16 protein-coding genes and 1 pseudogene are annotated in these 21,461 nt (G+C 63.7%); 5 read left to right on the top strand and 12 right to left on the bottom strand.

Going from position 1 to position 21,461, the window contains the following annotated elements; genetic code table 11:
• Window positions 1–71: 71 nt before the first annotated feature.
• The 10 genes from NE850_RS25120 to NE850_RS25075 all read right to left on the bottom strand — a co-directional run bounded on the left by NE850_RS25120 (window position 72) and on the right by NE850_RS25075 (window position 13,369).
• Window positions 72–1,238, bottom strand: a complete 1,167-nt coding sequence (locus tag NE850_RS25120; protein ID WP_007181955.1) for a glycosyltransferase family 4 protein — start codon at window positions 1,236–1,238, stop codon at window positions 72–74.
• A 79-nt stretch (window positions 1,239–1,317) separates the two neighbouring features.
• Entirely contained in the window at window positions 1,318–2,547 is a 1,230-nt protein-coding gene (locus NE850_RS25115) for a glycosyltransferase family 4 protein (RefSeq protein WP_007181956.1), read from the bottom strand.
• Window positions 2,544–4,025, bottom strand: coding sequence for a hypothetical protein (locus NE850_RS25110; RefSeq protein ID WP_007181957.1), 1,482 nt, complete (start codon window positions 4,023–4,025; stop codon window positions 2,544–2,546). Before NE850_RS25110 ends, NE850_RS25115 begins: the two co-directional genes overlap by 4 nt.
• Before the next feature lie 3 nt (window positions 4,026–4,028).
• Window positions 4,029–5,210, bottom strand: coding sequence for a glycosyltransferase (locus NE850_RS25105; RefSeq protein WP_007181958.1), 1,182 nt, complete (start codon window positions 5,208–5,210; stop codon window positions 4,029–4,031).
• Between the two features lie 97 nt (window positions 5,211–5,307).
• Window positions 5,308–6,240, bottom strand: a complete 933-nt coding sequence (locus NE850_RS25100) for a glycosyltransferase family 2 protein (RefSeq protein ID WP_165185922.1) — start codon at window positions 6,238–6,240, stop codon at window positions 5,308–5,310.
• Between the two features lie 62 nt (window positions 6,241–6,302).
• On the bottom strand, window positions 6,303–8,501 hold the full coding sequence (locus NE850_RS25095) for a polysaccharide biosynthesis tyrosine autokinase (RefSeq protein ID WP_007181959.1): 2,199 nt from the start codon (window positions 8,499–8,501) through the stop codon (window positions 6,303–6,305).
• 124 nt (window positions 8,502–8,625) lie between these two features.
• Window positions 8,626–9,855: a polysaccharide biosynthesis/export family protein gene (locus NE850_RS25090; RefSeq protein ID WP_165187438.1), complete on the bottom strand. Its 1,230-nt coding sequence runs from the start codon at window positions 9,853–9,855 to the stop codon at window positions 8,626–8,628.
• On the bottom strand, window positions 9,849–10,304 hold the full coding sequence (locus tag NE850_RS25085; protein ID WP_007181961.1) for an exopolysaccharide biosynthesis protein: 456 nt from the start codon (window positions 10,302–10,304) through the stop codon (window positions 9,849–9,851). The genes NE850_RS25090 and NE850_RS25085 overlap by 7 nt, the downstream gene beginning before the upstream one ends.
• Window positions 10,305–10,387: 83 nt before the next feature.
• Entirely contained in the window at window positions 10,388–11,836 is a 1,449-nt protein-coding gene (locus NE850_RS25080; RefSeq protein ID WP_007181962.1) for a UDP-glucose/GDP-mannose dehydrogenase family protein, read from the bottom strand.
• A 135-nt stretch (window positions 11,837–11,971) separates the two neighbouring features.
• Window positions 11,972–13,369, bottom strand: a complete 1,398-nt coding sequence (locus NE850_RS25075) for an undecaprenyl-phosphate glucose phosphotransferase (protein WP_007181963.1) — start codon at window positions 13,367–13,369, stop codon at window positions 11,972–11,974.
• Here NE850_RS25075 and NE850_RS25070 point away from each other — a divergent pair.
• Complete coding sequence (locus tag NE850_RS25070) at window positions 13,344–13,760, top strand: hypothetical protein (RefSeq protein WP_310699530.1); 417 nt, start codon at window positions 13,344–13,346, stop codon at window positions 13,758–13,760. The genes NE850_RS25075 and NE850_RS25070 overlap by 26 nt on opposite strands.
• Window positions 13,761–14,004: 244 nt before the next feature.
• A complete protein-coding gene (locus tag NE850_RS25065; RefSeq protein WP_007181964.1) occupies window positions 14,005–15,558 on the top strand; it encodes a mannose-1-phosphate guanylyltransferase/mannose-6-phosphate isomerase in 1,554 nt (517 codons plus the stop codon).
• 128 nt (window positions 15,559–15,686) lie between these two features.
• Here NE850_RS25065 and NE850_RS25060 read toward each other — a convergent pair.
• Window positions 15,687–16,872: pseudogene (locus NE850_RS25060) on the bottom strand (transposase).
• A 1,111-nt stretch (window positions 16,873–17,983) separates the two neighbouring features.
• Between NE850_RS25060 and NE850_RS25055 the strand changes: the two are divergent.
• The 3 genes from NE850_RS25055 (at window position 17,984) to NE850_RS25045 (ending at window position 19,954) form a co-directional block, all read left to right on the top strand.
• On the top strand, window positions 17,984–18,280 hold the full coding sequence (locus tag NE850_RS25055) for a PsiF family protein (RefSeq protein ID WP_007181966.1): 297 nt from the start codon (window positions 17,984–17,986) through the stop codon (window positions 18,278–18,280).
• Between the two features lie 257 nt (window positions 18,281–18,537).
• Window positions 18,538–18,987, top strand: coding sequence for a hypothetical protein (locus NE850_RS25050; protein WP_007181967.1), 450 nt, complete (start codon window positions 18,538–18,540; stop codon window positions 18,985–18,987).
• Between the two features lie 379 nt (window positions 18,988–19,366).
• On the top strand, window positions 19,367–19,954 hold the full coding sequence (locus NE850_RS25045) for a YSC84-related protein (protein WP_007181968.1): 588 nt from the start codon (window positions 19,367–19,369) through the stop codon (window positions 19,952–19,954).
• Between the two features lie 281 nt (window positions 19,955–20,235).
• Here NE850_RS25045 and NE850_RS25040 read toward each other — a convergent pair whose 3' ends face one another.
• A complete protein-coding gene (locus NE850_RS25040) occupies window positions 20,236–21,303 on the bottom strand; it encodes a glycosyltransferase family 4 protein (RefSeq protein ID WP_007181969.1) in 1,068 nt (355 codons plus the stop codon).
• Window positions 21,304–21,461: the final 158 nt, after the last annotated feature.

Below are 21,461 nucleotides of genomic sequence, written 5' to 3'. Positions count from 1 at the left end.
CGAGGAGAGGCGGAGCCCGATCGCAATGATCGAGGCTCCGCGTTTGTCATTCACCGCGGCACGGCCTTGACTCAATGCACTCCACCCGCCGCAATCGCTTCCCCATACACCGACGCCACCCGTTTCGCGATCACCGAGTTATCGAAGTTCTCACGCGCATAACGGCGGCATGCTTCGGCATCGGGCAATTTCAGCGTGCCGTTCAGCGCGCCCGCGAGTCCGTCCGCGATCGCCTTCGCGCCCGTCTCCGGCAGCACCAGATTCGGGGACAAACCCGCCACGGCTTCCGGCAAGCCGCCCACCGGCGTCACCAGTACCGGCGTGCCCGAGGCGAGCGATTCCACCGTGATCAGCCCGAAGCCCTCCAGCGCGACCGTCGGCACCACGCTGATATTCGCCGCACGGTACAGCGCCGCCAGATGCTGATCGGGCACGAAACCCAGCAGCTTGACGTTGTCCTCCAAACCCGCCTCGGTAATGCGCGCCTGCAGTTCGCCTTCGAGCCGCCCCTTGCCCGCGATCAGCAGCAGCACGTCCGGCGCGCTCCGCTTGAGCAGCTTCACCGCGTCGATCAGATCTTCGAGGCCCATGCGGCGCACCAGGCGCCGCACCGCCAGCACGATCGGCCGGTCTTGCGGCAATTGCAGCCGCAGGCGCGCCTCGGCGGGCGAGATCGGCAGATTGAACTGCTCGACATCCACGCAGCCGGGCACGACGCGCACCCGGTCCGGCGCAATGCGATAGCGCGAGGTCAGAATCTTGCCGAAAGCCTCGGACAACACGATCAGCCGCGACGAGCGCGCATAGACCGATTGCTCCAGATAGCGCTTGGCGCGTTGACCAAGTGAGTCGGCGCCTTCCACGTGACTCTCGTCGGCCCACGGCCCCTGAAAATGCGAAACCTGCGGAATGCCGCGGGTCACGTCGAGACCCGGAAATGTGTAGAGCGCGAAGTGCGACGAAATCACGTCCGGGCGCGACTTGCCGAGTTCCTGGCGCAGCGCGCGGCGCGCGGCCATCAGGCGCAACGGCAGCGATTGCGCGGCCGAGCCGAAGCCGTTGATCGCGCCGCCGGTGTCGGCGGCCACTTTCGGCGAGCCGGCTACCACGCCGCGCACCGCGACGCCCGCGCCCGGCAGCGCGCCGACCAGCGAGTAGTACATGCGGTCGAGGCCGCCCGCGCGCTCGGGGAACCAGTGCATCCCGATCTGCAGCGATTTGATGGAGCTCGTCGTCATGATTGTGACCCCTGTGCGTTCTGAGAGTTGTGGTGATGAAGCGCCGAATACGTCAGCCGGTTGGATGAAACCCGCCGCGTCATTCCGCGCTCTTCTGGCCGGCCAGCGTGTTCAGCGTCAGCGCGTCGTTCCTCGCGACCGTCGCCGCTTCCGCTTCGCTGCGCCGTCGATCCTTCTGCTGCCCGGCCAACTGGCGATACAGCGCGATGTATTGCGCGGCCATGCGCGCCCAGCCGAAGCCGGTCGCGAGTTCGTTGGCGGCGACGCCCATCGCGCGGCGCTCGTCGTGGTTCCCGGCGAGACGCGCGACCGCCTGGGCCAGCGCCCTGGGATCGTCCGGATCGTCGAGCACGATGCCGCATTCCGGCGTGATGATTTCAGCGCCGCCCGCGGTACGCGCCGTGACCACCGGCAAACCGGCCGCCATCGCCTCGAGCAGCGACAGGCTCATCGCTTCATAGCGCGACGGGAATACGAAGGCGTCGACCGAATGCATCAGCACCGGCATCTCTTTCACGAGCCCGAGAAAATGCACCCGATGCGCGATGCCGAGCGCCTTCGCCTCTTCCGGGTACGGGCTGCCCGGCAGAAAACCGGCCACCGCGATCTGCACGTGCTCCGGCAGAAACCTGAGCGCGGCGAGCACGGTGCCGAGGTTCTTGCGCGGCGTGCGCAGGTCGCCGACGAACAGCAGCAGGAACGCGTCCTTCGGCAGGCCGAATTTCTCGCGGTCGCCGGTGGCCGCGGCGAAGCCCTGCGTATCGACGCCGTTGTAGATCACATCCACGCGGTTATCCGGCGTGAGACCGATCGCGCGGATTTCGTCCGCGACCTTCTGCGACACCGCCGTGATTACCTTCGAGCGCCGGTAAGCCCAGCGTTCGAGCAGCGCATTGCAACGTGTATAGACGGATTGATACGCGGACCACACGCCTTTGGTGAGCCCGAACGGGTAATACTTGCTGCCGAACCAGCCGCTATGCACGAAGTGCGAGGTGTTGACGTCGGCGTGCATCCACGTGATGAAGCCGTTCACATGCAGCACGTCGTATTCGCGGCGATGCGCGCGCAGCCACATCGCGCTTCTGAACGCGAACACCTGCTGGCGCAGCAGATTGGTCGGCCACCAGCGGCCGATTTTCACCGGCACCCAGCGAACGTTCGGATGCGCGAGCAGATCCGGCGCGACATGCGAGGCGACCAGCGTGACGCCGATATTCTCGTCGAGCGCCGCGCGCGCGATCTCGTGGTTGACGCGCCCCTGGCCGTCGTTATGGCGCACAACGTGCGTGACAATGGCAACTCTCAATCAGTGCCTCCGTGGAGTGATAGCGTGCGATATGACATACCTGCGCGGTTCAGTTTTTCGTAATGCACCGCGGAAAGGATTGAAAAAACACTCATGAAAAGCAGCAAGCCGCCCGTGCCGACCAGCGAATTGGTGAACACCAGCATCGCGAAGGTCGCGAGACTCAGGCTCAGGCAGGCGGAGACGAATTTGTCGTTGCGCAGCTTGAACGACGCGAGCACGGCGCGCGTCACGAGCCAGACAATGCCGGACATGTAGAGCAGCGTGCCGGGCCAGCCGAGCACGAACGGAATGTTCATCACGCCGCTGTCGAAGTTGCCGTACTGGCCGAGCTGGCCGCCGTCGTTCGAGAGCTTGGTGGACGTGCCGGTCGCGCCCATGCCTTCGCCGGACACATCGGTAAAGGCGGTTTTGGCGAAGGTCGCGTAGAACTCGTTACGCGCCGCGTAGCTCTGGTCGTCGTTCAGGTTGACGATGGTGGTCAGGCGCGCCTGCATCCGCTCGGCGACCGGGCCGACCGCCAGCAGCGGCACGCAGAGCCCCGCCAGCAGCACCGCGCTGGCGACGATGCGCACCCGCACCTTGTTGTTCGATTTGACGAGCTGGATCAGGAGCGCGATGACCCAGCCGCCCCACGTCGAGCGCACGAGGCTCAGGGCGAACGCGAAAAAGCCCAGCGCCGCGGCAACCCAGCGCACCCGGTGCGTGGCCGCCATCACGAACACCATCGCGCCCATCATCGCGAACGCGAACGGTCCCGACGAATTCATCGTGCTGAACACGCGCACGCCCATCGGCACCGGATCGCCTTGCGAGTTCATCTGCGAGCCGAGCATCCACAGCGCGTCCCATTGCGGCATGATGAAAAACTGCACGAGACCGTAGCCGCCCATCACCAGCATGCCCCAGATGAACGTGTTGACGATGGTGTCGCGATACTGCGGATACTGGCGCGTGTTCGCCATGATGTGAAAGCCGATCAGGATCGGATAGAGCCAGTTCGCGAGATCGTAGGTGGCCGCGAGCGGCCCGCTCGACATCACGCCGACGAGGAACGCATAGACGAGGCCGAGCAGAACCAGCAGCACCGGCAGACCGCGCCGTTGCGCGAGCAGCTTGTAGTAGCGCAGCAGCGACAACGCGCTGATCATCGTCACCGCGAGCGGCGCAACCTGAATCAGGCTGGTCGGCGTGAACGAACCCTTGGACCAGTCGGCCAGACGCCGCACTTCCGGGCTCAGGAACCACAGCCACCACATGAAGCCGACATAGCGCGCCGGGCTCCTGAAGTAGAGCCACAGGCCCGTCAGGATCGCGAGCATCGGAAACGCGAGCGTGAGCACCGTGCCCTGATGCGCGCCGATCAGCAGCGCCGTGACGAACCACAGCAAAGCCTCCGGCAGCCATTCCTTGCGGGCACGGGACGGCGCCCGTCCGGTGCCGTTCGAGCTATCGGCGCTTCGCGCAATCGTCGACATCGTTCAGAGACCCCCGCGCGACTGGCGCGCCGACCGCTCGGGCTCGGCCACTGCCGCCGCCGCAGCCGAGGTCATCCCGGCCGCCGGGCGCGCGCGCATCGCGGCCCTCGCCCGCAGCATCTCCTGGGTGATCCGCACATGCTGCATCGCGTAGTGCTGCGTGGTCAGATCGCGTGACAACAGGCCGGCCGCGGCCGCCTGCGCCTGGCGCAACGCGTGCGCCGGTGCGGCGGCAAGCTGGTCGACCGCTTCGCGCAACGCCTGCGGATCGAACGGCGGGATATAGAACGCCTCGCCTGCCGGAAAATAATCCTGCAACGCGCCGACATTCGTCACCACCATCGGCTTGCCGACCGCCGCTGCTTCGAGCATCACGGTAATGCCCGATGCGTGCGAATTCGGCCGCAAGGGCACGACGATCACGTCGGCCCAGTCGTACAGTTCGTGCTGCTTCCTGATGCCGGAGAACAGTGCGATCTCGACGTTGGGCGCGCGCAGCGACGCGGGAATCCGGCGCCGAGTAGCGAGCTTCACGGTATAACGCGCGTCGTTGCCGAATGCCTTGATGAGCGTCTCCCAATCGCGGTCGCGGTCGTTACCGATGGCGGCGATGCGGATTGGCGCGTGCGGCATCCACTCAACAGGGCTCCTGACCGGAAAATCGCGCGTATTCAGGCCGTACAGCAACGGCCTGGCGTCGCGATCGAAATAGCGCCGGCACAGTTCGGCATTTTCGCTGGCGAGCGTGGTGAGCTGATCGGCGCGCTTCATCAGCTTGCGATACAGCCAACTGCGCAGCATGCCGTAAGAAGGCCACTTATCGAGCAGCCACACGCTTTGCGCGAGCAGCAAGGGGCCGCTGTCGGCGCCCGCCTTGCGGCCGCTCAGCAACAGCATGAGCGCGGCCGAGAGCCATTCCTGTTCGGTATGCGTCCAGATCACGTCCGAGCGCAGCATCTCGGCGCGATTGCGCCACGTATGGATGAAGTCGAAGCCGAGCGCCGCCTTCAGCGCGCGGCGCAGCAACCGCACCGGCTTGCCTTCGCGGGCGTCCTGCGAATAGGTGAGCTTGAACGCGTCGGATTCCGCGTGGTGATAGCCGTACAGACAGCCGATATCGTCGCCCGGCCGGTAAAAGCGCGGATCCGCGCCGTAAAACAGATGAACGTGGACTTTCGTACTCATGCAGACACTCCGCTCTGCCGGTGGAAAGGGGCATCGGCGGCCCGAATGCGGGCTGCCGACGCGCGAACGCGATGCGTGAACGTACAGAGCGCGGAAATCACGCGGCGCGGGACAACGCGCGGCGCGCTTCGTGGGCGCCGGTGCGCACGGCGCGCCAGCGCGTGAGCTTCAGGCCGGCCTGCTTCGAGAGCAGCGCGAGCGCCGCGTGCGTAAGCCCCGGATAGACCCGCGTGCCGACCAGCGTCCACCACCACCACGCGGTTTCGCGGCGCAGCGGCGGCAACTGGTCGCGCAGGATCAGATGGAAGTTGAAGGCGGCGTTGCGCAACGCGGTCATGGTTTGCGCGTCGCGCCGGTCGTCGTCGAACCGCTCGGCGGGAAAGTGATCGACCGCCACGCGCGGGTCGTACATCAGCTTCCAGCCGGCGTTCTTCACTGCGAGGCTGAAGGCCATGTCGTTGTGGACCTGTGCGCCCGCGCCGCGCAGGCGCGCGTCGAAACGGATGGTGCGCACCGCCTCGCGGCGATAGCTCATGTTTGCGCCTTTCAGAATATCGACTTCGCGCGCACCGCCCACGCCGAGATGATGATTGCCGATGATCTTGCCGTGAGCCGTGACCTTGCCCACCAGCGGCCGCTCGCCGTCGAGCACGCGGCCTTTCTCGTGCACCCAGTCGCGTCCGCCGAGCGCGCCGAGGCGCGCGTCGCCCTCGAATGCGGCCGCGATGCGTTCAACCCAGTCGGCGTGCGGCGCGGCGTCGTCGTCGGTGATTGCGATCACGTCGCCGTTGGCCGCGTCCAGTCCGCGATTCAGGGCCGCGACCTGGCCGGGCACCTCGACCAGCGCCACCGAGAGCGGCAGCGCGCCCGGCACGGCCGGATCGCGCAGGCAGGCGTGGGTCGCTTCGTCGTCGGCGCGCGCCACTACCACCACTTCGTCGGGCAGCCGCGACTGCCGTTGCAGCGCGGCGAGGCAGCGCGCCAGATCGGCCGGGCGTCGGAAAGTCGGAACCAGTACCGTCACTTTCATCGTGATGTCCTTTTTAATCGTCGTTGCGCGAAGACCGGATTGCATCCCGAAACGCATCCGGCTCAGGTGCTCAGGTATTCCTGAACCGCCGCATAGCCCCGGTCGTAGCCGCCGCGCGAGCGCGCCGGCATGCCGTTGAAAATGCCGCCCTGCACGTGCACGCCGGCCGCGCGCAGACGCTTGAGCGCATCGGCGATTTCGCCCTCGCTGTGCACGCCCGAGCGCATCACGAAGAAGGTCGAACCGGCATACGCGCCGATGATCGACGCATCGGTCACGGCCAGCACCGGCGGCGTGTCGATCATGATTACGTCGTAGCGCTTGGCGAGACCTTCGAGGTACTGCGGCAGCCGCGGCGACATGAGCAGTTCCGACGGATTCGGCGGACGGCGGCCGCACGAGATGAAGCTCAGGCCCTCCACGTTCGAGCTGCGGATCGCTTCTTCCAGCGAGATCTGGCCGCTCAGCAATTCAGAGAGACCGTTATCCGGCACGCCGCCCAGATAGCGTTCGAGCACACCGCGGCGCATATCGCCGTCGATCATCAGCACACGCTTGCCCGAATTCGCGAGCAGCACCGCGAGGTTGACCGTCAGGAAGCTCTTGCCGACCCCGGCCATCGGGCCCGTTAGCATGACGATGCGGTTCTTCGCGTCCATCATGGTGAACTGCATGGAGGTGCGCAGGCTGCGCAGGCTTTCCACCGTGACGTCCTTCGGCCGCGCATTCGCCAGCACCGAGCGCAGGCGTTCGCCGCCGCGCAGGAAACTGCTTTCGAGCACCGCCTGTTCGGCGCTCTGCGGTACGAGTCCGAATACCGGCAGATGGAAGGCACGCTCGATATGATCGGGGTCGTCGATGCCCTTGAACATATTGCGGCGCAGGAACACGAAGCCGGTGCCCGCGATCAGCCCGAGAATCACCGCCGCCGAGAGGATCAGCGCCTTCTTCGGCTTGACCGGCACGCCCGGGCGCAGCGCGGCGTCGACGATATGCACGTTGCCGCCGGTGCCGGCCTTCTGCACCGACAACTCCTGCACGCGGTTGAGCAGCAGCACGTAGATGTCTTCCGCCACTTTCGCGTCGCGCTGCAACTGCACGGCCTTCACTTCGGTGGCCGGCAGATCGCGGAAGCGGTCGGCGTATTTGGCGCGTTGCGCCTGCAATTCGGCCATCTGCGCGCGCGCGGCCACGAGCATCGGGTGGTCGTCACCGTAACGCTCGGTGAGTTGCGCCATCTGCAGGCGCAAGCCGGCGATCTGCTGCTCGTACTGCATGCTGCCTTCGAGGTACACCTTGGCTTCGTCGCTCGCGTTGATCGAGCCGGACTGGCGCTGATAGGCGGTCAGGGCGGCTTCGGAGCGTTCGAGGTCGGACTTCAGGCGCGGCTCTTCGCTCTTCAGGAAGTCGAGCATCTTGCTCGCGTCGGCCTGTTTGTTCAGCACGTGCTGGCGCACGTACGACTGGGCGAGCGCGTTGGCCACCAGCGCGGCATGTTCGGGGCTCTTGTCTTCCAGCGAAATCTGGATCACGCCGGTCTGCTTGCCCTGCTCCTGCACCGTGATGGCCGACTGGAACGCGGTGATGGCGTCGAGGTCGTTGGCACGCATCACCGTGAATTCCTCGCCCGGCCGCGCCACCAGCTTGTTGACCGTCATGGTCACGCCGCCGCCCTGCTCCTGCTGGCCGACGACGCCGCGCAGCAGCAGCGCGCCGTTGGCCGCATACAGTTCGTAGTGCTGGTCGTCGATCACCTTCATGGTCAGCTTCTGACCTTCCAGCGCGGGGATCACGTCGATCGAATCGACGTCGGCCTCTTCACCGCCCCATGCGTACGACGACAGACCGAGCCACGGACGCGCCGGCTGACCCGGCGTCGCCATGCGCGCGGCAATGCTGCCGAGCAGCGGGAACGTCTTCGGCGTGACGCTGAAGTTCAGCTTCAGTTGCTGCACGACCGGGCCGACCACGCCGCGGCTCTTGATGATTTCGATCTCGGCGTCGGTCGGCAGCGCCGTCGAGCCGGTGGTGATCGCCGCGCCGGTTTGCGTCTGCGTGAGCGCCTGCGACGTGTTGTCGGACTGCTCGACCCGCACGTGCGCATCGGCGGAATAGATCGGCTTGGCGAGGAAGCAGTACGCCCCCGCGATCGCGACGATCACGGCGGCGATGGCGATGAGCCACCAGATGTCGTCGAGGATCACCTGCACCAGTTGCCCGAGGACGACGTCCTCTTCTTCGGTCTTGATCGGACCAGCCATGTGTGGAGAGATTTGGTTGCTCACAATTCGCTTCCCGTATCGGTTACATCGGCATTTGCTTCGGTCCCGCGCCGCGTCCTCGATGGACAGTGCGGCACGGGCCTGACGACGGCGGTTCAGACGATCAGCGCGTCAGCTGTTTCAGGTAGAACAACGTCTGCACACTCGGCAGAACCTGCTGCAACACACGGTTGAAGGTGGTCGACGCAGCGGTGCCCACGTACACGACATCCAGCGGCTGCAACTGGAACTGCGAGGACAGCATGATGGCGTCCGGCTGCGTCATGTCGAGGCGATACACGTCCGGTGTGGTCGGGTGATCTCGCATGCCGCGCATCACGAAGATCTGGCGCGGATTGGCGTCCGTGTCGAGAATGCCGCCGGCCTGCGTCAGCGCGTCGGCGATCGTCATGCGCCCCTTGATGATCGGCAGCTGGATCGGCGTCTTCACTTCGCCCATCACGAATATGCGGCTGTCGGTGCGGTCCGGCACGTTGATCACGTCGCCGTTTTGCAGCATCACGTTCTGCGTGGTGTCGCCGCGATCGAGCATGCGGTCGGCGTCGAGCACGTAGAGTTTGTTGTTGCGCGTGAGACGCACGCGCTGAATATCGGCGTCCGCATTGGTGCCGCCCGAACGCGTGATCGCGTCGACCAGCGTGAGCGGCACGTCGCTCACCGCGAGCGGGCCCGGCGTCTTCACTTCGCCGGTCACCTGCACCTTCTGGCCGCGATACGACAGCACGCGCACGTCGACCTGCGGATTGCGGATATAGCGCACGAGGCCGGTGCTCAACTGAGCACGCAACTCGCTGACGGTTTTGCCGGCGGCCCGGATACGGCCGACGAACGGGAAAAAGATCGTGCCGTCGGCGGCGATGGTCTGGCCGTACGGGTCGGCCTGCCCCGGCAGTGCAGCCGTATAAGGCTGCTGCAACGCGCCGCCGATCGACTGCGTGGTGTTGCCGCCCGCCGACAGCGTACTGCCCTGCGGCGTGGTCAGTTCAGGATGGTCCCACACGGTGATGCCGAGAATGTCCTGCGGCGCGAGCCGGTACACATACTGCGACGGGTCGCTCAAGGTGGAGGTCGGCAGCACCTGAGTCTTCGCGGCGGCGGCTTGCGCCTGCGCGGTCACGACATTCGCGTCGATCACATGGACCGGATAGGTCTCGGCGGGTTGACTGTCGTGCTGGCCGTCGTCTTTCAGACGGGAGGTGTCGAGGTAGTTGCCAGGTGCGGTGACGCAGGCCGACAGAAAGGACGTCAGCAAAAGCGTGGCGGCGAGTTTGGACTTGAAATTCGTCGACTTGCCGTCCACGAGTGAGTGTGCAGTGAGTTTTTTCATCAGCATATTTTTTTCAGCCATCCCATGACCAGATGTTCGATGAGCACGAGACTCTCCCTATAAGCGGTTTCCGCCCCGCCGTGCGGATCGGCGACGTCGGAATCCGCTTCCCACTTGCCGAGCGGATAGACCTTGCCGCGCGAGGCCGGATCGAGTGCTTCCACGTCGCTCACCTGCGCGCGCTCGGTGACCAGCACCAGATCGGCGCTGCGCACGAGTTGCCGGTCCAGACGCCGCGCGTAGTGGATGCCCGAGGCGACGCCCTGCTCGGCGAGCAGGCGCCGCATCACGGGGTCCATGCCGTGACCGTTCACGGCGCGCAGACCCGCCGAATGAAACGCGATCGGCTCCGCATGCGAACGCGACGCCGCCCGTTGCCGGGCCTTGAACAGCATTTCGGCGGCGGGCGAACGGCACACGTTGGCGTGGCAGACGATCAGAACGTTGGCAAACATGGCGGGCTCCGTGATGAGGCGCGTGGTGACGGCTGAGCGGGTGCTTGTCGGTGCGTTGGCGTTGGCGGCGCTCCGGCGGCAGCTCAGCGGCTGGCTCCGGCCGCGTCCAGCGCCACCACCTGCGCGAGCGGCAAGCCGTTCGCGCCGACCTTCGCCGGCGCGCTGCGCAGTGCGTGCTGTCGGCCGATCGCCTGATACTCGATACCGAGTTCGAGCAGCGCGTCCGGTTCATACAGGTTGCGGCCGTCGAAAATCAGCGGCGTCTTGAGGATCCGCTTGAGCGAATCGAAGTCCGGGCTCTTGAACACCTTCCACTCGGTGAGGATCACCAGCGCGTCCGCGCCTTCGGCGGCTTCCATCTCTTCCTTCACGAACGACAGGCGCGCGTGCTGCTGCGGCACGTCCTTCAGATCCAGCGCGAACACCCGCTTCGATTCGTCGATCGCGACCGGGTCGTATGCCTTCACGCGGGCGCCGCGGCGCAGCAGTTCGGCGATCAGCGGACGGCTCGGCGCTTCGCGCATGTCGTCGGTATTCGGCTTGAAGGCGAGGCCCCACACGCCGAAGGTGCGGTCGGACAGATCCTCACCCAGACGCGAGACGATCTTCTGCGCGAGCACTTTCTTCTGCGTGTCGTTGACCGCTTCCACCGCTTCGAGAATGCGCAGATTCGCCTTGTGGTCGGCGGCCGTGCGGATCAGCGCCTGCACGTCCTTCGGAAAGCACGAACCACCATAGCCGCAGCCGGCATACAGGAAGTCGTAGCCGATGCGCGGATCGGACCCGATGCCGCGCCGCACCGCCTCGATATCCGCGCCGACGCGGTCGGCCAGATTCGCGAGCTCGTTCATGTACGAAATGCGCGTGGCGAGCATGGCGTTGGCCGCGTACTTGGTGAATTCGGCCGAGCGCACGTCCATATACAGCGTGCGTTCGCGATTGCGGTTGAACGGCGCGTAGAGGCGCTTCATCAGCTCGCGCGCTTTTTCGCCCGGCACGTCTTCGTCGCAACCGAGCACGATGCGATCGGGCCGCGTGAAGTCTTCCACCGCCGCGCCCTCTTTCAGGAACTCGGGATTCGACACCACCGAGAACATGTGCGCAGCGTTGCGGCCGGCCAGTTCGGCGGCGATCACGTCACGCACGCGCGAGGCCGTGCCGACCGGCACCGTGGATTTGTCGACGATCACCTTGAAGCCCGTCATATGGCGGCCGATGTTGCGCGCGGCGGCGAGCACGTATTGCAGGTCGGCGGAACCGTCTTCGTCGGACGGCGTGCCGACCGCGATGAACTGGATATCGCCGTGCGCGACCGCCGCTTCGACGGCGGTCGAGAACGTCAGGCGCCCGGCCTTGCGATTGCGCGCGATGATCTCCTGCAGACCCGGCTCATGGATCGGCACGCCGCCGTTGTTGAGCACGTCGATCTTGCGCTGATCGACATCGAGACAGAACACGTCGTGGCCGATGTCGGCCAGACACGCGCCCGTCACGAGGCCTACGTAGCCACTACCGATGATCGTCAGGTTCATGTATTACACCTCGGAAAATGGAATCCAATAAAAAGTCACATGACGCGTGACCGAAGCCCGCAAGAAAACGCCGGGCCGCCCCAAGTTTTCCTGCACCCCCTCGGGGGGCTGGCGCGAAGCGACAGGTGCGGGCCGTCAATAAGCATTGCTGCCAACAAAGCCCTTCCACAGCGTCAGCACGACGATCTTGATGTCGAGCCAGAAGGTCCAGTGCTGCATGTAGTACAGATCGAGCTTGACGCGGCCCATCATCTTTTCGATGCGGTCGGTTTCGCCGCGATAGCCGTTGATCTGCGCCCACCCGGTAATGCCCGGCTTGATCCGGTAGCGGTGCATGTAGCCCTTCACCAGATCCTTGTAGATGTCGTCGTGTTCGAGCGCATGCGGACGCGGGCCGACCACCGACATCTCGCCGCGCAGCACGTTGATGAACTGCGGCAGCTCGTCGAGGCTGGTGCGCCGCAGGAACGCGCCGACCGCGGTGATGCGCGGATCGCGCCGCGTGGCCTGGGTGATCTTGCCGTGCTCTTCCTTGTGCATCTTCATCGAACGGAACTTGTAGATCTCGAACTGATTGCCGTCGATGCCCTTGCGCTTCTGCCGGAAGAACACGGGGCCCGGCGAGTTCAGCTTCACCGCGGCGGCGATGACCAGCATCAGCGGTGCGAGCGCGGTCAATGCGGCCAGCGCGAACAGGCGGTCGAACACGCGCTTGGGCAGCACGCGCAGATCGGTGATCGGCGAGGCGGCCAGGTTGATCGCCGGCACGCCGAGCAGATCGACCATCGGCTGATTGAAAAGCGTGAGACTGCGCACGTCGGGAATGAAGCGGATGTTCACGAAGTCGTTGCGCAGGTCCATCACGAAGCGGTGAATCGCTTTCTCCTTGGAGATCGGCAGCGCGAGCCACAGTTCGCGGATCGCGCGCTGGCGCACGAGATGCAGCATGCGCTGATAGTCGCGCTCGACCGGCACGCCTTCGATCGCCTCGCCCGCATCGGGGTCTTCATACGGATTGATGGTGCCGTCCTCGTCGAACACCACGACGGGGCTGAAGCCCGCATCCGGACGGCTGCGCATCTGCTGGATCAGAAAGCGCCCATACGGCGCGCCGCCCACAATCGCCACCGCGCGCTGATTGAAGCCTTCGCGGCGCAGTCCGCGCAAGATCGAATAGACGATCACCTTGGTGACGATCAGGAGCACGATCGTGGCCGCCGCCCAATAGACGAGCCACAACCGCGACAGGCTGTCCGAGCGGTGCAGGCTGAAGCTGATCAGCACGCCGGTGACTTCCACCAGCAGCCAGCCGCCCGCCACGCGGCACAGCAGGTCGTACAACGGCTTGCCACGCCACGACTGATAGATCCCGAGCGCCGGAAAAAACACCACCACCAGCAGGCAGTCGAACGCGAGCGAGACGCTTTGCATATCGTCCAGCCACACGGCTTTCCCGCTGTGCACGGCCGCCGCAATGGCGGCGCCGAGCGCGACCATGGCGATGTCGATGATTCTCGATAGAACGCTCAGCATGCGCTGCCCCTCAGTTCGTCAGTCAAGTGCCATCCGTTGGTTGGTTGAAATCCACTCCGGCGATGGGACGCACAACGCCGGTATCCGCGTCATGCAATTCCATGCGCGACGCGAAACTGTTCGAAGCGGTGCTAATTGCCCTTCTGTTTCCCAATCGAAAAGATCGCCTGAACGACCGGATCAGGAAATGTGTGTCGGAATGAGTGAATACCCTTGTACAGGTATAGATAAAGCGGTATTAAAATTCCCACTGCAAGACCGCAAAATATCTCAAATTGTATCGGTCAATGTTTCGGTATTTTTTCTGAATTTTGTTCGGCAATTTTTACCGGCACGGATGTCTTTTCACTGCCTGGTAAGCCTTTGTGTGAGCCAATCCAGTACTTTCTGATGGTTTTCCTACAAAGCTTACGCGACGCCTTCCGTTGTCATTTTGCGGCATGGACGACGATAAAAAAATGTCCCGTGATTTTTTTCGGGTAATTTTTCTTTTTAAAAAATTATAGGGACATTTTTTCTTCACGAAATGGATAATTTTATTTGGCGCTTTATATAGTTTCCATTTAACGCGCTTTTATTGATTCCCGGGTTCGTGATAAAAATCGACGCATTCACCCAGCCTCGAGGAGTCCATCATGACAGCTCCGGTTACGGCCACGTCTGCCGACACCCGGTCCACGCAAGTCAAGTCCCTGAACGTCAAGCTCAAGGTTCATCCTGTGATTCTGGCGGGCGGCTCCGGCACGCGGTTATGGCCGATGTCGCGCGAACAGCACCCGAAGCAGCTCATCGGCCTGCTCGGCGACGATTCGCTGCTGCAATCCACTACGCGCCGTCTCGACGGACTCGAAGCCGGCTATCCGCTCACCGAGCAACTCATCGTGGTGGCCAATGAAGAGCAGCGCTTCACCACCGCCGAGCAATTGCGCACGAGCGGCAAGCCGACCCGGCTGATTCTCGAACCCGCAGGACGCGACACGGCGCCGGCGCTCACCGTGGCCGCCCTCTCGGTCGCCGCGCAAGACGAAGACGGCATCATGGTGGTGATGCCCGCCGATCATGCGGTCACGGACATCGCCGGATTTCATGCGGCAGTGGCGACCGGCGTGCAGCATGCGGCAGCCGGGCATATCGTCACGATGGGTATCGTGCCGACGCGCGCCGAAACGGGCTACGGCTACATTCGCATCGGCGCAGCGCTTGGCACGACTAATGATACGCAGGACGCCGGCACGGAAGCCGCCGGCAGGATCGGCGCGCACAAGCTCGATCGCTTCGTCGAGAAGCCGCATCTGGAGCTGGCGCAGCGGTATATCGATTCGCAGGAGTACTGGTGGAATAGCGGCATTTTCATCATGCGCGCGTCGACCTGGCTGAAGGCGATCCGTTATTTCCAGCCGGCCATTTACGAAGCGTGCGACGCGGCCTTCGCGGGCGGCAAGGCGGACGGCGACTTCTTCCGCCTGCAACGCGACGCGTTCAGCGCCTCGCCGTCGAATTCGATCGACTACGCGGTGATGGAACAGCTCGGCAACGACCAGAGCGCGGCCTCGGGCATCGTCGTGCCGTTGCAGGCGGGCTGGTCCGACGTCGGTTCGTGGGACGCCATCTGGGACATCTCGGACAAGGACGCCGATCAGAACGTGGGGCGCGGCCGGGTGATGTTCGAAGGCGCCGTCTCGACCTTCGCGCATTCGGAAGGACGCCTGATTGCCTGCGTGGGCACACAGGATCTGGTGGTAGTGGAAACGGCCGACGCCATTCTGGTCGCCGACAAGTCGCGCGTGCAGGACGTCAAGAAGATCGTGGGCCGGATTCGCAGCGACGGCGGGATGGAAGCGGCCAACCATCGCAAGGTGCATCGCCCGTGGGGCAATTACGACTCCGTCGACACCGGCGAGCGCTTCCAGGTCAAGCGGATCGTGGTGAAGCCAGGTGCGCGGCTCTCGCTGCAAATGCATCATCACCGCGCCGAACATTGGATTGTCGTGCGCGGCACGGCGCTCGTCACGCGTGGTGAAGAGCGCTTTATCGTCTCCGAAAACGAATCGGCTTATATTCCGCTGGGTGTCACCCACCGTCTCGAGAATCCGGGCAAGATGCCGCTCGAAATGATCGAGGTCCAGTCCGGTTCGTATCTCGGTGAGGACGATATCGTGCGTTTCGACGACACCTACGGACGCCAGTGACAAGCCACTAACAAGCGTCGATCAGGGGCGTCGGCGAACGGCGTCCTTCTGACATCACCAGTGAATCACAACGAATGAAGCGGGAGCCTGCGGCGGTTGCTCCTACCGGCCGCGGGGAACTGCTGTGCTCACCCTGCGTGGGAGATGAGTTCTGGGTACGACGTAAAACGATCTGATGTACTGCTCTCGGTCGCTGCGTTGACAGCAGCCGGTTCGCCGGGATAACGGCGCAGCGGACCACGAAATGCGTTCAGCGGTCCATGCAAAGACGCACCGTGATTGACCGCGACCGGTTCGGGCACATGGCGCAAGGCAGGCAACGGACGAGCCGCCGTAGGCGCCGGGTTTGCAGCGACGTGCGCCGACGCTTGAGTCGAAACATGAACTGCCGCCGCGGATTCGGCTGCTGCCGCCAGCGTGAGGCATTCACGATCGATCCACTGCCGCGCCCAGTCGAGCGCGTATTGCTCCGCCACATCCGTATCCGCAAAGCGCGGGCCGACAAGGCCTGAACGCTCGACGCGTTTGCCGTCCTTCATGATCTCCGCCCACGCGCGAAACATGGCGTTCGGCACCCGCTCCGCCGCGACATAAATCACATAGCCGCGGTCGGCGATTTCCCTGCCGCGTGGCGCGAGGCTCAGCGACAGCGGGCTGCGCCGGTCGTCGGGCGCCGGCGTGCTGCGCGCTGATGCGACGGCGGAATTCAAACCATGCATGGCGGCATTCACCGCGCCCGCTTCGTCCGCGCGAGCGAGGTCCGGCCGCGCGACATACCGTACGGGCGCCGCAGGCGCGCGGGACACCGGCGGCACGCTTGCCGCCCCGTTCGCCTCTCCCGACAACTGACGCGTGATGTCGGCAATCGGATCGGCCGACCGCCAGTTGCTCAGGCTGTTCGACACGCCGGGCGCTTGCCACGACTCTGGACTTCTCCAGGACACACCACGCAGAGTCTCGTCGCGCGCGCGGGCTTTCCGTTACCGGTGCCGCGGGTTTGGCCGCGACGGGCGGCGCCGGCTGGGGGACGTACGCAAAGGTGCGCCCGGTTTGCGACAACAGCCGAACCATCTCGAGCAGCGTGCCGTTCAATTGCCATTCTTCAAAACGGCGCCGGCAAGTGGGCCCCGACGGATAACGGCCGGGCAGTTTCGACCAGGGCTCGCCGGTGGTCAGGATCCACAGCACGGCATTCGCCACGATGCGTGGTTCGGCGCGGGGCCGGCCGCGTCGGTTTAGACGGACGGCCGGCTCATCTGAGACAAGCGCTGCCAGCAGCGCCCATTCGTCATTGCTTAGCTCATCGAAAAACATTGGATTTTCTCCACGCAGCCTGGCCGGGCCGCGGCTTTGGGACGCCACGGATTCAACTTTCACGATCCGTGTGCAGCCCGCGGTTGCACAAATATGTCTTGTACGTTCTGTCAGCTGGTCAAACCCGCCCTGTCTTAGTGCGGTTTATCCCTATTGCGAAGCACAAAACGTGGTCTCACTCGTGCATGGGAGAATTGTGCACGAAGCATACCATCCCCAGGGTTTGCGTGAATACGCGTGAGACAAGTGTTACGGATAGAAACAAACTTGTCCTTTTTGCTGCGTCTTTTCTCGCATTGCCGTCACAGAACTGCTGTTGCTTCCAGCTAAAAAATGGCGCTATTGCAGCGCACAACAATTGGATATCGCTGGCGAATTGACTTTGATGAATTCGCCGTTTTTTTGAAGGTGGATTCCGATGCATTTCGCTGTCGCTATGTCTAGCGGCGGTGAGCGGAAGCAGCGGCAGAACAGCCTATGTGCAATGCATCGGTGTCAGGACGATGGCGCGGCCAGCGTGGCGCAGGCACCGCTAGAAGATGCGCCGCTCCGCAGCCAAATCCATCGATACGACCGATAGACCTGGTTTCAGCGCATCGGTTCGCCGCGCCCTCGCCGACCACAGCCGTCCTTTCCCGTGCGTGCCGGCATGTCACGATACCGGTGGGCACGTATGCCGCCGCTGTGACAGCGGCGTCGCGGTACAACTACCGGCACACATGCTGGTCAATATTACCCCTATGTCATAAGACGGAATTTTCTGCCGATTTACCATTCAGTTGCATTTGCAGCAATCCGCAATGGATATTTTAATCTTTCATCGAACTCCCCGAATCGCGTCGCGCTAATTCGTTTCGAATTCGCTTCATGCAATTAATCTGGAATGCATAACATAATTCGGCACGCCGCTATTGCCCCTTTCATTCTCCGATGCGCCATCGCCGCCCGCCGCGCAAGGGAAAATCTGTGCGAGTGCATGTCAACCGGATTGCTGTTTTGGCCGTTCTGGCAGACAGCATTTGCCATAATGGACATGCCGAGGGTTCTGGATACCGTTGACGCCCGCGCGCATGAACGACCAAAAACGTTTTCACCACCGATGGAGTGTCATATGAAAGTCCAATCCGCTATCGCTACGCTGGTGCTGGGCGCTGTCCTCGTTTCTCCGGTGTTCGCACAGAACAGCCAGCAGACGAAAATGGCCGACTGTAACAAGCAGGCCGGCGACAAGAAGGGCGATGACCGCAAGGCATTCATGAAAACGTGCCTGTCCGCGAAGCCGGCCGCCGCCGCGCCGATGAGCCAGCAGGACAAGATGAAGGCGTGCAACACGCAAGCCACCGGCAAGAAGGGTGATGACCGCAAGGCGTTCATGAAGAGCTGCCTGTCGTCCGCACCGTCCAACTAAACACCGTGAGTCAGCGCCGCGCCACGAGCGCGGCGCACGAGCGCCCTGCGCTCGAACCAGGCGACGCCGCGCCCGGCGCCGCTTACCTGTCACTTACTGCCCACTTACTGCCGCCTCCCGCTCCGCCCCACGCCGTGCATCCGCCCGAACGCGCCGTTTTTCTTCTATGATGGCTGCGGAGACGGCCCCCCCATATAGAACATTAGACGGGCCGCCATCTTGTCGTTGGAGCTGCAGAGCGTCCATCGGAGGCAAGGATGGTATCGAAGCATAAAAACCGCTGGCTGAGGCGGTGGCTGGTCGTCATCATCTTCTGGGCGGTGCCCGTGGCGATCGTGGCGGTGAGCGAGATCCGGGAGGAAATGGCGTACAACGCCGTCGACCTCGACCGCGCGCTGACCACCTGGAATTTCACCGACGCGCAACGCGCGGCCGGCGCCCCCGCGCGCTGTCACGGCAATCCCGACGAAGCGCAAGCCGCGGGTTGTCCGGCCGATGTGCTGGCCGCCAACGCGGCGCGACAGCAGGACGCCCGCAATGAATACGGCGTGCGCCGCGCTACCCTGATGGCTTATCTCTGGCATGCATTTGTCGGTTACTGGATCGTGCCGGCCGTCGCGCTGTTTCTGCTCGGCGTACTGATCGGCATGCTGCGCCGCGTACTGCGGCGTCCGCCGCCGGTCAAAAGCCCGGCGAATCACGGATGACGGCGCACCCGCTTCGACAGCCGATCTGCGGCATCGACGCAACGCTTTCGGTTTTATTACAACGCGAATACGCGAGGCGCGAAAATCGGTAAAAACGAATCATCCAGGCTGTTACGGCCCCGTTCCGATTGAGGCACATCAAATCGGGCCCGAATTCCCGGGAACCTGTTCCAACGCGCGGCGCGCGCGCTCACGCGGCGCGCTCCAGTACCAGTCAAAATTACAGCGCGATCCCTTACGATTAGCCCGAAACCCCCGCCGTACAAGGCTTTTCGCCTGTCAAGGAAGCGCGCCATTTGTGCTTGCGTGTGATATAACTCAAAAGCAACCCGGCAACATCAGATGAGGTTGCGCCCCGGAACAATGACGGAGAAAAACGATGCAAAGACGAAACTTCATGTTGAAGACTACCGCTGCGCTCGCTTTCGGAGGCCTTGCACTGGCTGGTTGTACGACGAATAAAGGCAACCCGGACACACCCGCCACCGATTCATCCAAGCGCCAGTCGATCGACGCCAGCGTCGAAGGCACGATGTCGCGACTTTTCACGACGGTGCAGGGCTCGCGCGAACTGGTTTCGAAGGCGCGCGGCGTCCTCGTGTTCCCGTCGGTGCTTCAGGTCGGCTTTATCGTCGGCGGTCAGTACGGCGAAGGCTCGCTGAAGGTCGGTGGCGGCACGGTCGGTTACTACAGCACGATTTCCGGTTCGTTCGGCCTGCAGGCAGGTGCGCAGTCGAAGGCGATCATTTTCCTGTTCATGACGCAGGACGCACTGGACAAATTCCGCAACGCCGACGGCTGGTCGGCGGGCGGCGACGCCTCCGTCGCGCTGGTGAAAATGGGTGCCAACGGCGCGATCGACACCACCACGGCGACGGCTCCGGTCGAAGTGTTCGTGCTGACCAATGCCGGCCTGATGGCCGACGTATCGCTGCAAGGCACCAAGGTTACGCGTCTGAAGATCTAAGGGGCGCGCTCCGATTGCCGGTCTGCGGGGTGTGCGTCTGATCCGCCGGGTTTCCGTGAGCAGCGGTGGCCGGATCAGACGCAATCCCGCGCAGCCCGCTTTTGCAACGCAAGCAATGTGGCACGCGCCGCGGCGGTGAGCTTTTGTGGGCCGCGGGTAGCCGCAGATGATCGGTCGCATTGCCTGACGCCATTGTCTCGAATCATGCGGCAACAAAAACGGCGATGCGCTGCCTGCATCGCCGCTCTTTTTGATCTCGCGCGTTCGCCAGTCTTTCCGGCTCAGCTTCCCGACGTATCGATCACCTTGAAGCGCGAACGTTTCTGCGCGCGAATCACCGACTGATACGCGTTCACATACTGTTGAGCCATGCGGTGCGACGTGAAGCGCTCCTCGAAGCGCTGCCGTACGCCCGCTCGCGGCACCTTGTGCAGGCGATTGACCGCCGCCACCGCGCCGATCTCGTCTTCCACGATAAAGCCCGTCACACCATCTTCCAGCACTTCCGGCACCGAACCGCGATTGAACGCGATGACCGGCGTGCCGCATGCCATCGCTTCGATCATCACGAGGCCGAACGGCTCAGGCCAGTCGATCGGAAACAGCAACGCGTGCGCCCCGGACAGGAATTCGGCCTTCTGGTGATCCGCAATCTCGCCGATGAACTCCACGTACGGCAAATCCAGCAGCGGCCGGATGTCGCGTTCGAAATACTCGCGATCGGCGGCGTCCACTTTCGCGGCGATGCGAATCGGCATACCGCAGCGGCCGGCAATCCGGATCGCGGTGTCGACACGCTTTTCCGGCGAGATCCGGCCGAGAAACGCGAGATATTTCTGCTCGACCGGCTGCGGCGTGTAGAGCTGCTCCGGCAAGCCGTGATACACGGTGGTCAGCCACCTGGCCTGCGGCAGCGGATGCCGCTGCGCGTTCGAAATCGAGATCACCGGCGCGGTGTTGAAGGTGTCGAACACCGGCTGTTGCTCGGGCAGATCGAGGCGGCCGTGCATGGTCGTGACAAACGGCGTTTCCTGGCGCTTGAAGACCGAGAACGAGTAATAGTCCAGGTGGAAATGCAGGACGTCGAAATTCTCGGCCTGACGGCGCACCAGTTCCATCAGCAGCATATGGGGCGCCACGCGGTCGCGAATGCCCGGATCGAGACGCAGCGCGCGCGGCCAGACGGCTTCGAGCTTCGCGTTGGTCACGGAGTCGCCGCTCGCGAACAGCGTCACGTCATGGCCGAGTTCGACCAGCGCCTCGGTGATGTATGACACGACGCGCTCCGTGCCGCCATACAGCTTGGGCGGCACCGATTCGGTCAAAGGGGCGATCTGCGCAATCTTCATATTCTGTCTCCGTGATCTGACGGCTTGCGCCTGCGGCGGTGCACGTCAGCAGCGCTGAGTATGGACAGCGCCACTACCGCCGATCAATGCAACGGCCGCGCTCCGGCACGGTGCACGACCGGCATCGACGCATTATTCACCACGGGCCAACAAAAAAC

Origin of the sequence: Paraburkholderia sp. USG1, from assembly GCF_031570135.1 — a bacterium.
Lineage (GTDB): Bacteria > Pseudomonadota > Gammaproteobacteria > Burkholderiales > Burkholderiaceae > Paraburkholderia > Paraburkholderia dioscoreae.
Note: the sequence above shows the minus strand (reverse complement) of the source record. Positions and strands in the feature narration are given on the sequence as shown.

What these genes read in the sequence shown, in the direction of transcription:
- NE850_RS25110 (WP_007181957.1), bottom strand. Translation starts at nt 4,025, where the DNA reads ATGTCGACGATTGCGCGAAGCGCCGATAGCTCGAACGGCACCGGACGG.
- NE850_RS25100 (WP_165185922.1), bottom strand. Translation starts at nt 6,240, where the DNA reads ATGAAAGTGACGGTACTGGTTCCGACTTTCCGACGCCCGGCCGATCTG.
- NE850_RS25055 (WP_007181966.1), top strand. Translation starts at nt 17,984, where the DNA reads ATGAAAGTCCAATCCGCTATCGCTACGCTGGTGCTGGGCGCTGTCCTC.
- NE850_RS25085 (WP_007181961.1), bottom strand. Translation starts at nt 10,304, where the DNA reads ATGTTTGCCAACGTTCTGATCGTCTGCCACGCCAACGTGTGCCGTTCG.
- NE850_RS25105 (WP_007181958.1), bottom strand. Translation starts at nt 5,210, where the DNA reads ATGAGTACGAAAGTCCACGTTCATCTGTTTTACGGCGCGGATCCGCGC.
- NE850_RS25090 (WP_165187438.1), bottom strand. Translation starts at nt 9,855, where the DNA reads ATGCTGATGAAAAAACTCACTGCACACTCACTCGTGGACGGCAAGTCG.
- NE850_RS25120 (WP_007181955.1), bottom strand. Translation starts at nt 1,238, where the DNA reads ATGACGACGAGCTCCATCAAATCGCTGCAGATCGGGATGCACTGGTTC.
- NE850_RS25045 (WP_007181968.1), top strand. Translation starts at nt 19,367, where the DNA reads ATGCAAAGACGAAACTTCATGTTGAAGACTACCGCTGCGCTCGCTTTC.
- NE850_RS25050 (WP_007181967.1), top strand. Translation starts at nt 18,538, where the DNA reads ATGGTATCGAAGCATAAAAACCGCTGGCTGAGGCGGTGGCTGGTCGTC.
- NE850_RS25040 (WP_007181969.1), bottom strand. Translation starts at nt 21,303, where the DNA reads ATGAAGATTGCGCAGATCGCCCCTTTGACCGAATCGGTGCCGCCCAAG.
- NE850_RS25075 (WP_007181963.1), bottom strand. Translation starts at nt 13,369, where the DNA reads ATGCTGAGCGTTCTATCGAGAATCATCGACATCGCCATGGTCGCGCTC.
- NE850_RS25065 (WP_007181964.1), top strand. Translation starts at nt 14,005, where the DNA reads ATGACAGCTCCGGTTACGGCCACGTCTGCCGACACCCGGTCCACGCAA.
- NE850_RS25080 (WP_007181962.1), bottom strand. Translation starts at nt 11,836, where the DNA reads ATGAACCTGACGATCATCGGTAGTGGCTACGTAGGCCTCGTGACGGGC.
- NE850_RS25070 (WP_310699530.1), top strand. Translation starts at nt 13,344, where the DNA reads ATGATTCTCGATAGAACGCTCAGCATGCGCTGCCCCTCAGTTCGTCAG.
- NE850_RS25095 (WP_007181959.1), bottom strand. Translation starts at nt 8,501, where the DNA reads ATGGCTGGTCCGATCAAGACCGAAGAAGAGGACGTCGTCCTCGGGCAA.